Source organism: Spirosoma litoris (assembly GCF_054776755.1).
In genome coordinates, this window is sequence record NZ_BAAHBI010000008.1 from 48,426 (window position 1) to 61,221 (window position 12,796).

The following is a 12,796-nucleotide window of genomic DNA, read 5'->3' on the forward strand; positions in this document are numbered from 1 at the left end:
CCTCAGTGGAGTATGTCCTTTTTACACCCTAATCTCCTTAAAGCAGTTTTCACAGGTATAGTTATCAGTACTAGTTTGAGCCAATTTAGTCTGGCACAAACGGGAAAAGCAAGCCCGTCAGGTATAAACTATATTGACCCGACAATTGGGAACGTAGCGCCCTTGCTGAATACCAATCGGCCTATTGTCCACCTGCCCAATCAGATGGTACGCGTATTTCCCCATCGGCAGGATCATCTGGATATGCAAATTACCGATTTCCCGATGCTGTGTCAGAATATTATTACGCCCCAGATGATTTTTGGCATAAAACCATCTACCGGAAATGTAGCGGACACGGCCTGGTTTAGCCGATTAACCTACGATCATGATCTGGAAGTGACGCAACCCTGGTACTATTCCGTGAAACTGACCGATGATGACATATTGACGGAATACACCGCTGGCGAAAAAACGGGTATCTACCGATTTACCTTCCCAGCGGGTGTCAAGAAAAACCTATTACTATCTCATTACTACGCAAACGGAAAATACGAGTTACAGGATAGCAATAAACTGATTGGTACTGAGTTCGTTGTCGATGCAATTCATGAACAGAAAGGAACGGCCTATCTGTACGGCGTTTTTACGGGAAAGCCGCAAACGGGTAAACAAGATGGCGAAAAAGACTGGGGCAAATACACCGTTAGTGGAGTGCCTGAGAAACCCAAGAAAATGGCTGGCGAACGAGCCTTTGCCAGCTATGGCGAACGTGATGAATCTGTCGTTGAATTCCGCTACGCCGTTTCATTTGTTAGTCCCGAACAGGCTCAGAAAAACTTCGAAAAAGAACTGACTAACGTTACGTTCGATCAATTAAAAAACAAAGGCAAAGCGGCTTGGGAAAAAGTTATCGGGCAGATAAACGTGGAAGGCGGTACCGACGCCCAGAAACGCAGTTTCTACACGGCCCTCTACCGCTGCTACGTTCGTATGATTGACTTCTCCGAGAATGGAAGCTATTTCAGTGGCGCAGATAAGAAGGTGCATGAAACCACGCGACCGTTTTACAACGACGATTACAGCTGGGGAAACTACTTGGCTCTCCACCCCTTACGGGCAATCCTCGATCCCAAACGGGAAGCCGATATGCTGCAATCCTATGTGACTATGTACCAGCAGAACGGCTGGATGCCCGAGTACCCAAGGCCCTTCGGCGACCGTCCCGGCATGTTTGGCTTCAAATCATCGGTGATGTTTTTGGATGCATACCGAAAAGGCATCCGGAATTTCGATGTTAAAACAGCTTTTGAAGGCATACTAAAAAACGCTGAACAGGCAACCATGCTTCCCTTCAGAAATGGACCCAAGGGAGACCTGGAAGAATTTTATTTCGTGAAGGGCTATTATCCGGCACTCCACCCCGGTGAGGCAGAAACGGATGCTTTTGCCTCACAGAAGCCAGGTCAGAAGCGGTCGGCGGTGGCTATAACCCTGGGTGATTCGTATGATAGCTGGGCGTTGAGTGAACTGGCGAAGGAACTGGGGAACCAGGAAGTGTATAAGAAGTATGCCCCCCGAGCCCAGAACTACAAAAATGTATGGCAGGAAAAAATAGGATTCTTTATGCCCAAAGATGCCAAAGGAAACTGGATCGAGATCGACCCTAAATTTGACGGCGGGCACAATGGATTTGATTATTACAATGAAAATAATGGCTGGAGTTATTTGTGGAATGTTCAGCAGGATATTAAAGGGTTGAGAGAGTTGTTGGGCGGAGCCGATAAAATGGAACAGAAACTCGACCAGCTTTTCCGGGAAGGCCTTGACCGTAGCAAGCCGGTTTTCTGGGAAAAATGGCCAAACCAAACGGGCATGATCGGCCAGTTTGCAATGGGCAATCAGGTGACCTTCTTCATCCCCTACCTCTTCAACTACACTAACTCGCCCTGGAAAACCCAGAAATACACTCGACTCCTGCTTGACACCTGGTTTCAGGATACTATTTTCGGCGTTCCAGGCGATGAAGATGGCGGTTCGATGTCCTCGTTTGTGGTCTTCTCGGCCATGGGGTTTTATCCCACCACACCCGGCCTGCCCCGCTACAGCATCACCAGCCCCCTATTTACCAAAGTGAGCATCGCCCTGCCTAATGGGAAGACATTCACCTTGCTGGCGCCCAAGTCATCGCGTCGGAATAAGTACATTCAATCGGCTACGTTGAACGGCAAGCCGTTGACTTCTCTTTCGTTTACGCACGATGAGTTGATGAATGGCGGCACGCTGGTGCTGGACATGGGCGAGAAAACCGACAAAAAATGGGAAATGCAGAATTGATTGATAACGTATAGGCCATATAGTGCGTACACTACCGATCATAATTTTCAATACACACGTTAATGCAGTCAACTCTATGAAATGGATACAGGTTATTGATCCACTTAACAATATAGCTTTGTCCGTACTAGTCGCGGCCGTGCCTATTATCTTCATTTTCTGGGCACTGATTATCAAAAAAATGAAGGGCTACCAGGCAAGTCTGATCGCTATTGTTATTGCCACCGTTATTGCCATTCTGGTGTATGGAATGCCCATAAAACTAGCGGTACTATCAATTGGGCATGGCGCTTTATACGGCCTTTTTCCAATCTGCTGGCTGGTGGTTATGTCGGTGTTTCTTTTCAACTTAACTGTAAAAAGCGGCCAGTTCGAAATTATCAAGCATTTTATGGCGTCCATCACCTCCGACCGGCGATTGCAGGCGCTGTTGATTGCCTTTTCGTTTGGCTCCTTTCTGGAAGGAACAGCTGGTTTTGGCGCACCAGTTGCCATTACAGCCGCTATGTTGGTGGGTTTGGGGTTCAATCCACTTTATGCATCGGGGATTTGCCTGATTGCCAATACCGCTCCCGTTGCGTTTGGCTCCATCGGCATTCCGATTACAGTAGCCTCGCAAGTATCTGGCATTCCTGAGTTGCCCATCTCACAAATGGTTGGCCGGACATTACCAATTCTATCAATCATGCTGCCTTTTTATCTGGTTATGATCATCGCGGGTTTAAAAAAAGCCAGGGAAATATGGCCTGCGGTATTGGTATCCGGTGTTTCATTTGCCTTTCTTCAATGGTTTTCATCCAATTATTTAGGCCCTTCTCTACCCGATGTAATTGCAGGTCTGGGCTCAATTATCTGCCTGATGGTTTTCCTGCGTTTCTGGAAACCTAAAGCCGTATGGCGCTTTGCCAACGAACCTGCCCCTACGTTTGATGCCAACATTACCTACACCAGCGGACAAATGCTTCGAGCCTGGTCGCCGTTTATTGTACTGACCATTATGGTGATTGCCTGGGGGATGCAACCCATTAAGGATGTACTTAACTCAATTGGTATGTTCCAGTTCGAGTTTCCGGGACTTCACAATGCCATTCAGGGACAAGATGGGGCAGTTCTCTCTAAACTATTTAAAGTCAATTATTTATCAGCCGCAGGTACAGCCATACTCATTGCTGATCTTGTCGCCATTCCGCTCATTGGCCTGACCTACCGGGAGGGTGCCAAGGTTTTTGGAGCCACATTGAACCAACTAAAATTCCCAATTCTGACAATTGCTGCCGTATTAGGATTTGCCTACATTTTGAACGATTCGGGTATTACACTAACGCTTGCCGCAGTACTGGCCAATACGGGATTCATGTTTCCATTTTTCGCGCCAGTGCTCGGTTGGTTGGGGGTGTTCATTACGGGTTCTGATACGTCGGCAAATGCCCTGTTTAGTAAGCTCCAGTATGCTACCGCAACGTCCATTGGTGTCGATCCGGTGGTGACGGTAGCGGCCAACATATCGGGTGGTGTTGTGGGCAAAATGATTTCACCACAATCTATCGCCGTAGCCGCGGCAGCTGGTAATCTGGTGGGGCAAGAATCTGAATTATTCCGCTTTACGGTGAAGCATAGTTTCTTCATGCTACTCTTGATCTGCCTAATTGTACTGGCGCAGGCCTATGTACTGAAGTGGACAATTCCTGTGTACGAAATGCTCGGCACGACGAAAACGACTACTAGTCTGGATGCATCACGAGGGTATGCATACCTCCTGGGATTAGCTATTTTGCTAGTCACTCTGGCATCGACCATTGTCATGCTGGTGAAAAAGAAACCCCAGACGCCGAATCTGGTGAGCTGATTTTATACGTCTATTCCATCCTCAACTAATCTAAGCGTGATGAAACGATTCATTTTCCGTAAAGAAAATATGCTAGCCTTCTTAGGGTTGCTATGCATCACAAATTTGAATGCACAGGTCGTCCAACGGTCCAACGTGCCTGCACCCAATTTCGAAGTTACCGGGAGTATTTACCCTTGGGAGGTGCACGATGAAGGTATGGATCTTATTCTCGACAACATGACAAGTATAGCCGGGGTAAATTCTGTCTACCTGATTGCGGTAATGCATCAAGAGCACCGGCCCTTCAACAATGATAAATTACCCGGAACATTTACATTTAACCATAACCCGGTTCGTCGTGAATGGGATGCCGAAGATTCCAGGGCGTATTTCCGGCCTACTATGAGCACGTATGGAAAAATAAAACCTGCGTTCTCGAAGTATAGCTGGCTGAATGAAACCGATTGGCTGAAACTGGTTCTTGATAAAGCGCATGCACGCGGCCTTCGGGCAGGGGTTGAGGTATCTCATACCTATATTCCGGTGGAGTATCTCAATCAGCATGAAGAGTTTAAACAGCGGGATATTAACAATAATCCCGTTGAGAGACCCTGCACAAACCATCCAGATGTGCGGGAATATCTAGTCGCTCTTTACGGCGATTTAGCCAAAAACTACGATGTCGATTATGTGCAGACCTGCATGTTGCTCTTCAGCCGGTCTGATGATCCAGTTAAAGGTGGTACTTGTTTCTGCGAGTCCTGCAAGCGGAAAGCTAAGGCTATGGGATTCGACATGGAAGCCGCAATTCCAGTTTTGAAAGATAATCCGTACGCACAACCTCAGTTGGATAACTGGCGCAATTTCCGGAAAGCGTCTACAACAGAAATCTATAAGTTAGTGACCGACAAGCTGCATGAGGTAAATCCAAAAATTGATTTCAGGCTGAATGATCTGAATGACAGAACATCTGGACTAGCCCTTGAAGAGTTGACAAACAACATTAATTCCATTCATTTATCCACGCACACAGAGCAAAATGGCTATCAGAAGTCAGATCGAAAGTCTAGGATAGCCACGACCAAGTATTTCATGGGCAACAATATTCCGATTATTCCCGGCGTTCCAACCCGCTTACTTACGACTCCTGAAATCGTAAAATCCAGCATCAAAATTTCGGTTGATGGGGGTGCCAAAGGAATCGGCATTAAACACTATGATGGCTCACCGTATTCGTTACTACGGGCTGTCCGAAATGGCCTAAACGAAGCGGGCGTTGCTGGATTCTTACCTATAACGGGTATGGAAGTTGAAACTATGACGTTGAGCGGCTATACGGCAGATAAATTCCTAATAGAGCCATGCGTACAGACAACGACTAAAGGAACCGCAAGGTTGGCCTTTACGAACCCATCCGGTATTTATGACATCGTGGTGTCGTACGCGGACGAAAAAGGAGGACAGGGAACTTTGGCTTTATCGGTTGCTGGTAAACAAAAGGCATCGTGGAAGTTGGCAGATGATGTCGATTGCTGGAAACGGAAAACCATTCCCAATGTAAAAATCAATACGGGAGATGAAATTGAGATAGCGGGTGTTGCAAATGGCACTGAAACGGCCCGAGTTGACTTTATTGAATTTATCGCACAACCCGTAGCTGGTAAGCTAAAAGCTGCTGCAAAAACGCACTGAGTGTATGACCGGAAGATCTTCATGATCGGTATAGCTTGGGGATGATATTCGATAATCAAAATTGATCCTAACAACCATAAAATATGGCCGGCCCGCCGGTAGGGTTTTATTTGAAAATTAGCTATATGACTAAAGATAAGACAATTGGATGGATTGGGACTGGACTCATGGGGAGTCCGATGGTCAAGCACTTGTTAAATGCAGGCTACAAAGTCAATGTCCAGAATCGCACAAAAAGCAAAGCGGCTGAATTGATCGAACTGGGTTGTACATGGTTCGACACGCCTGCCGAGGTGGCTGCTAATTCCGACGTAATTGTTACTATTATTGGCTCTCCAGTCGATGTGGAGGAATGTTATTTTGGTCAGGAAGGGATAATCAATGGGATGAAGTCTGGTGCCATTTTGATCGATATGACAACCACTAAACCAAGTCTTGCCATAAAGATTGCGGAGGTAGCAGGTACGCATGGTGCCCAATTTATAGATGCCCCTGTTTCGGGTGGCGAAGTAGGTGCTATCAATGGCACCTTATCAATTATGATCGGGGGCGATAAAGCGGTGTCGGATTCTGTGCTTCCTCTGTTTGAGACATTTGGTAAAAATATAGTATTTCAGGGACCAGCTGGCTCGGGACAACATTCAAAAATGTGTAATCAGATTACGATTGCCGGAACTCTCATTGGCGTATGCGAGGGTCTTTTGTATGGTTTTAAAGCCGGTCTGGATCTGAACTCCTTACTGCAATCCATAAGTAAAGGAGCAGCAGGCTGCTGGAGCCTGGATGTACTAGCCCCCAAAATCGCAAAAGGTGATTATTCGCCGGGTTTTACCGTCAATAATTTTGTAAAGGATTTGGGCATCGCCCTGGAAGAAGCTGAAGCCATGCGGTTGTCTTTACCAGGACTTGCCTTAGTCAAACAACTTTATTTATCCGTTCAGGCAATGGGTAAAGGCACATTGGGTAATCAGGCCTTATATCTTGTGCTTGAGAAACTATCAAATCTGGATAAAAACTGACCCGATCTTGAACTTTCCTTTAGCCTTATTGAATGAAACCAACCCGTGTCCTTATTGCTCCAAATGCGTTTAAGCATAGTCTGAATGCCATAGATATTGCCCGTGCGATTCAGAAAGGATTACAGCAAAGCCATCTTAATTGCGCTTGTGAATGCTTTCCGGTGGGTGATGGGGGCGATGGTACGGGCGAGTTGATGATCAAAAAATACGACGGATTTGTTGTTTCAGCAAACGTAAATGACCCGTTTGACCGGCAGATAAGCTCGTCGTTTGGGCTGGTTAATAACGGAGAGACAGCCATCATCGAAATGGCGAGTGCATCGGGGCTTCAATTAGTAAAACCGGATGAATTAGATCCGCTACGAGCCACAACATTCGGCACCGGCGAACTGATTAAACTTGCACTAGATAAAGGCGTAAAAGAAATTATCCTGGCCATTGGCGGATCGGCTACCGTAGACGGTGGAACGGGAATTTTGCGAGCGCTTGGTATCCGCTTTTTAACAGCTGAAGGTACCGTTTTGACCACTCCCGAAAGTCTGACGGAGTTAGTGACCATTGATGTTTCAGGACTTGATCAGCGGATTCTGGCTTGTGAGGTAAATATTCTTTGCGATGTAGATAATGTGTTAATTGGTGAGCAGGGGTCGGCAGCCGTTTTTGGACCTCAAAAAGGAGCTACATCCAGAGGAGTAAAAAAACTGGATGCAAGTATGAGCAAACTCGCCGAAGTAGCCTTTAAGCAAACGGGTATTGACATGGTACGGGTGAAGCACGGTGGTGCAGCCGGCGGTGTGGCTGCGGGTCTCTACACGTTTTGCAATGCAAAATTGGTGAACGGCATTGATTTTTTTCTTCAGTTCACTGGTTTCGATAAAGCGCTGAATAAGGCCGATATCGTTATCACCGGCGAAGGCAGTATCGACGAGCAAACCTTACTTGGCAAAGGACCATTTGGCGTAGCGTTTCAGGCAAAGCACCAAAATCTACCTGTAATTGGTTTGGCGGGCAAGATTCCATTGGGCCAGAAACAGGAATTGAATCAGTATTTCGATGTCTTACTAGCTATTGGCAATGGCCCAACAGACCTCGGCACCGCCATGCAGGTTACTGAGCAAAACCTGATACGAACCGCGTGGCAAATTGGTAATTTGTTAGCGATAAAATCTCTTTAAAACCATACATATTACTATTGATTGATTTGTGTAGATTAGTTCAGTCTGTTTCTATAGATTTTTTCGATTCTATTGTACTGATAATCAAAAACGATAGAATCAACCGCGCGGGCGGCCCCGAGAATCTATAGAATCTAAATTGGAACAACACTAGCCTTTCAATAAGGTGAATGTTACAATTGTTCCCTCATGTTCAACGCTATCGATTCGTATTGTACCTCCGTGTAGCTCCACAAACTCGCGAACAATCACTAAACCTAAACCCGAACCATGAATATTCACCACATTCTTCGCGCGAAAGAACGTCTGGAATAAGTGAGCTTGCTCCTCGGCCGGAATACCAATTCCTTGATCAATAACCGATATGACCACTTGTGCCCCAAAGCGGATTAGTAACTTCGGATTACTTTGGGAGAACTTAAAGGCGTTTGACAGTAAATTAACCAGTACGTGGCTGATTAACTTCTGATCCACAGAAACCCGTTCGGGTTCCCCTTCAATCAATACATCTACGACCCGATTATCCTTACGATCCGCGAAATGTGTTTCGATCACTCGATTCGTTAAGGCAACCAGATCAATCGGTTCAGGATGAAAGGGAATTCGTCCAACGTCAATCTTGCCAATCGTCAGGATATCAGCTAATAACTCGCTAAAGTTGGCAATCTCCCGTTCGATGATTTCCAGATGTCGGCTAACGGCTGGGGACGGACCTTGGATCGATCGCTCTAAGTGCATACGGATCAGATCGACGCTCGATTGAATAGTTGCCAGGGGCGTCCGGAATTCGTGGGAAGCGGTTGCGACAAACTGGGATTTGAGCTTGTTTAACTCCTGCTCGCGGATCAGCGATTGCTGAAGAACCAACTCCTTTTCTTTCATATCCGTAATGTCGCTGGCAATGCCGATGCACCGCAGGGGAACACCTCCACTGTCTTTCATCACAAAACTGCGAACATTGAGCCAACGAATCAGGCCATCCCCTCCCCGAACCCGGTACTGAACGGGAATTTCCTCCCCCTGACGATACCGTTCGAATGCCGCTTCTACCATCGGACGGTCTTCGGGGATAACCGAACTTAGGAACGAGTAAGGATCGTCGTAGAGACTTTGGGAGGTAATACCAAAAACGCGTTCATAGGCCGGATTGATATATAACAATTGAAACGGATCCGCCGACTGAATCCAGAAAACTTCATCCACGTTTTCGGCAATCTCCCGAAACCGCTGTTCGCTTTCTCTCAGGTCATCTTCGGCCTTTTTTCGATCAGTAATATCCCGGGCCGAAGAATAAATCAGTTTCTGATACCGTTTGGCGCGCCATTGGATCAGGCGATAACTCCCGTCTTTGTGCTGATACCGGTTTACAAAGCCGTCAATGACGGGCATCTGATAGGTTTGTAACGATTCGTCGCGGTCGTCGGGGTGAATAAATTCGAGAAAGTAATGCCCCTCAATTTCTTCCGTCCGATACCCTAACGTGTCGGTCCAGGCCTGATTTATTTTTAAAAAATGACCGTCCAGGCTGGTAATGCAATGGAGGTCGAGTGCCCGTTCAAAGAAGATCTTTAGCTCACGACTCGTTTTTTCTGCCTTTTCTTCGGCGGCTTTCAAGGCCGAAATATCCGTTGCCGTCCCGACGTATCCTGTGACCTTTCCGCCCTCATCCTTTAAGGTGCTGGCCGTCATAAAAGCCGGGATACGTTGACCTCTTTTACCCAGGATTAAGCATTCGGTGTAAAAAAAACCATCCGTTTCCAAGGCCGTTTTAAGTAGTTCTGATGTGGGGAGATCGGAAGAAGGCTGGTACGAAACGAGGGGTACAGGATTTTCCGGTGTGCCTGGTTCAAACTGAACGACGCGACCGATCAATTCTTCGGGTTTATAGCCTAACAACTGTTCGATCGCCCGGTTCGCCGTTCGAATGATCCCGTTGATATCCGTTGAAATGATCGCCTGACCGGCGTGTTCCAGAATGGCATTTTGCCAGGCCGAAAGTTGCCCGATCTTAAGCGTACGCTCCGCAACATGCTGCTCTAAATTTTCGGTCTGGGCCTGTAGCCGCTGCTCCGTTCGTTTCAGTTGTGAGATATCCTGTACGTATAACAGGACTCGTTCCCCGATTGGAACCATGGATAGGTTACACCAAATCTGCCCGTGTTCAACGGGTACCTGCCATTGTAAGTGGAGCGGTTGGCCGGTTTGTTGAACCGTTTTTAATCGGTCGAACAGGCCAGCTGTAACGGCCGTCGAAAACAGGGTATTGAGCGTACTGCCGGTCATCTGTTCGACGCTCCGTCTAGCAATAATGGCATTGGCATCATTGGTGAAAACATACTTAAAATCAGTCAGTTCACCGTTCGAATAGACTGGATCGAAAAGGGCCAACCCTGCTGGACAGCTACTTACGACGGCTTGTAATATCGCATTATTATCGTTCAGCAACTGATTGGCCTGGCTTAGCAAGGTCTGGCTCCGACGCAGTTTCAGGAGCGATACAACCTGCTGGGCCAACGATTTAAGGGTTGTGGCCTGTTGATCGGAGAGGTGCCGTGGCTTATGATCGATGACACATAAGGTGCCCAGTGCCTGTCCAGCCTCATCAACCAGCGGGACACCCGCGTAGAAAATAACAGGCGGGTCGCTTAACGTAAATGGGTTTTGGGCGAAGCGTTCATCCACACGGGTATCCATCACCTCCATAAGCTGGGTTGGCGTTTGAATGGCGTGCGTACAGAATGAATATTGCCGGGGCGTCTCCTTGAGAGTAATACCTTGGGCTGCTTTAAACCACTGACGCTCATTATCCAAAAAGGTAATCAGTGAAATGGGCGTTTGACAGATATGGGTAGCTATTTGGGTTATAGCGTCATATTCCGCTTCCGGTAAGCTATCGAGAATATTATAGCTCATGAGCGCCTGTAAGCGCTGCTGCTCGGTTTCTGATGAAGTCATAAAATAGTAGGTTACAGAATGGTCAATTGCTTAAGCTTTAGGAGCCATGCTGTTTTCATCGTTGGGGCTTATGCAGATTTGTTCAGTGAACGAACACGATCCATAAGTGGAAGTTGGAGCGTCACTTTCGTAAGGCCCTCTGGCTCACTCTCAATCTGTAAGTGGCCCTGGTTCATCTCGATTAGGGTTTTGGCGATGAACAAACCCAGCCCCGAACCCTGCTGCTCGTAATACTTGCGGTCAAACTGAGTGTATGGAGCAATCCGGAGAACATCGCTGGACTTAAACGCACGCCCCCAATTGGTAATGGTTAGCTGGTAGCCCTCATCACTAATCTGCCCCGACACACAAACGTCACGACCTCTGTCCGAAAACTTAATCGCATTGTCTATCAACTCCTCCAGTATCTTGGACAGGCTGTGGGGCGGTAAGCGTAGATGGGCCATTTCAGTAGCAATACGGATGGTTGCAGGCTGTTCATGCTCTTTCTCAATCGTTTGTTTAACCTGTTCAACAAGCGCATCGAACACATAGGAGTTGCCCTGGCTTAATGCGTCGTAGTCAGTTGAGCCATGCGGGCGGATCAGTAAATTAGTGAGACGTTCATTGTCGAGGGTTCTTTTAAGCCGTAAGCAACACGTCATCATCTGGTCCAGCATAGACTCCATCTCGGCGGAGTCGAGCGTAGGGTAATCTTCCCTTAACAGGCCGATACAGCCCATAATCCCGGCTAGGGGTGTGTTATGCTCATGAATCGTGACCCGACCCAGGTTGGTTAGATAGTCGGTCAACTGGCCCTGTAATTGGTTGTTACGAATCTGCTCTCGCTTCAACCGGGTTTCGATGGATTTTAGTAAGTCTTTACTCGTAAACGGTTTGACGAGGTAGTCATCAGCGCCTAAGACCATACCCTGGCGAAGGTCACCGGGTTCGGCTCTGGCCGTGAGAAAAATGAAGGGTACGTGACTCAGCGAACGGTGAGCGCGAACGGACTCCAGTACCTGATAACCGTTCATTCCAGGCATCATGACATCGCAAAGTATCAAATCGGGTTGTGATTGAATGGCTCGGTTTATGCCTTCATGGCCATCGGCGGCTGTATCGACACTAAAGCCTTCTAGCGTAAGCAGTTCGGCTACGTTCTCACGAATAGATAACTCATCTTCGATGACTAATACCTGTGTTTTCATTTTTGGTCAAAAGAGGGTACGATGGATTGGGTAGCTTGGTATTGCCCAGATCGAGGTGTAATGCTGAGCGTTTACTTGAAAAACACGTAGGGTCTTCTTAAACCGGCGAAGCCTCGCTTTCTCAATAAAAATAATAGTACCCGCTATGCGTAGGGAGCTTGCCGTGAGTATTCTAAAAAAATCGAATTAGAATAGAAAAAACGCTGCCTTAGCTTTGTTTCGGCCCTTTGAGGTTGCTCATTTTCTTCATCATTCAACAGAACACACCCACTACTACATGAATAAGACGGTGACTAATCCATTTATAAATTATGTCAATAGGACGGTGAGTCGAACCGATTGGCAACGGGAAGTAGAAGAGTTGTATAGCAACTATTATTTGATTTCTCTATTACTAACTTACCCGTCGACTGCATCGGCTCATGAGGTTCGTAAGTTGCGACGGTTACAGTCAGCTTTGATCAAAACTCTTGAACAGTTTGTAGCCGAATTAGATCAGCAAACTCAATCGCCGTCGGCCACCGTCTGTTTGCTGAAAAGTCATGTAGCGATTATGCAAAAGCTTAACGGTCAAATCGATAATCTGTTAAAGGAACAAGCGGCTGGGGTGAGCTGAGGAGC

8 protein-coding genes are annotated in these 12,796 nt (G+C 47.1%); 6 read left to right on the forward strand and 2 right to left on the reverse strand.

All coding sequences use genetic code 11. The annotated features are described in order from the left end of the window. The first annotated feature begins 12 nt into the window (after positions 1–12). The 5 genes from ACYVGR_RS05285 to ACYVGR_RS05305 all read left to right on the forward strand — a co-directional run bounded on the left by ACYVGR_RS05285 (position 13) and on the right by ACYVGR_RS05305 (position 8,030). Entirely contained in the window at positions 13–2,316 is a 2,304-nt protein-coding gene (locus ACYVGR_RS05285) for a GH92 family glycosyl hydrolase (RefSeq protein WP_460954285.1), read from the forward strand. Between the two features lie 76 nt (positions 2,317–2,392). Next, positions 2,393–4,162, forward strand: coding sequence for an L-lactate permease (locus tag ACYVGR_RS05290; protein WP_460954287.1), 1,770 nt, complete (start codon positions 2,393–2,395; stop codon positions 4,160–4,162). 39 nt (positions 4,163–4,201) lie between these two features. Continuing rightward, positions 4,202–5,836, forward strand: a complete 1,635-nt coding sequence (locus ACYVGR_RS05295) for a hypothetical protein (protein WP_460954289.1) — start codon at positions 4,202–4,204, stop codon at positions 5,834–5,836. 125 nt (positions 5,837–5,961) lie between these two features. Beyond that, positions 5,962–6,855: an NAD(P)-dependent oxidoreductase gene (locus ACYVGR_RS05300; RefSeq protein ID WP_460954291.1), complete on the forward strand. Its 894-nt coding sequence runs from the start codon at positions 5,962–5,964 to the stop codon at positions 6,853–6,855. 32 nt (positions 6,856–6,887) lie between these two features. Then, positions 6,888–8,030: a glycerate kinase gene (locus tag ACYVGR_RS05305; protein ID WP_460954293.1), complete on the forward strand. Its 1,143-nt coding sequence runs from the start codon at positions 6,888–6,890 to the stop codon at positions 8,028–8,030. Between the two features lie 150 nt (positions 8,031–8,180). Here the strand turns inward: ACYVGR_RS05305 and ACYVGR_RS05310 are convergent, their stop codons facing one another. Together ACYVGR_RS05310 and ACYVGR_RS05315 are read right to left on the reverse strand one after the other, a co-directional pair. Next, on the reverse strand, positions 8,181–10,985 hold the full coding sequence (locus tag ACYVGR_RS05310; protein WP_460954295.1) for a sensor histidine kinase: 2,805 nt from the start codon (positions 10,983–10,985) through the stop codon (positions 8,181–8,183). 68 nt (positions 10,986–11,053) lie between these two features. Continuing rightward, complete coding sequence (locus ACYVGR_RS05315; protein ID WP_460954297.1) at positions 11,054–12,175, reverse strand: hybrid sensor histidine kinase/response regulator; 1,122 nt, start codon at positions 12,173–12,175, stop codon at positions 11,054–11,056. Positions 12,176–12,452: 277 nt separating this feature from the next. Between ACYVGR_RS05315 and ACYVGR_RS05320 the strand changes: the two genes are divergently transcribed. Beyond that, positions 12,453–12,791: a hypothetical protein gene (locus ACYVGR_RS05320; RefSeq protein ID WP_460954299.1), complete on the forward strand. Its 339-nt coding sequence runs from the start codon at positions 12,453–12,455 to the stop codon at positions 12,789–12,791. Positions 12,792–12,796: the final 5 nt, after the last annotated feature.

Bases quoted from the DNA above. Each gene is read 5' to 3' on its own strand.
- ACYVGR_RS05320 (WP_460954299.1), top strand. From the start codon at position 12,453: ATGAATAAGACGGTGACTAATCCATTTATAAATTATGTCAATAGGACG.
- ACYVGR_RS05295 (WP_460954289.1), top strand. From the start codon at position 4,202: ATGAAACGATTCATTTTCCGTAAAGAAAATATGCTAGCCTTCTTAGGG.
- ACYVGR_RS05310 (WP_460954295.1), bottom strand. From the start codon at position 10,985: ATGACTTCATCAGAAACCGAGCAGCAGCGCTTACAGGCGCTCATGAGC.
- ACYVGR_RS05300 (WP_460954291.1), top strand. From the start codon at position 5,962: ATGACTAAAGATAAGACAATTGGATGGATTGGGACTGGACTCATGGGG.
- ACYVGR_RS05285 (WP_460954285.1), top strand. From the start codon at position 13: ATGTCCTTTTTACACCCTAATCTCCTTAAAGCAGTTTTCACAGGTATA.
- ACYVGR_RS05315 (WP_460954297.1), bottom strand. From the start codon at position 12,175: ATGAAAACACAGGTATTAGTCATCGAAGATGAGTTATCTATTCGTGAG.
- ACYVGR_RS05305 (WP_460954293.1), top strand. From the start codon at position 6,888: ATGAAACCAACCCGTGTCCTTATTGCTCCAAATGCGTTTAAGCATAGT.
- ACYVGR_RS05290 (WP_460954287.1), top strand. From the start codon at position 2,393: ATGAAATGGATACAGGTTATTGATCCACTTAACAATATAGCTTTGTCC.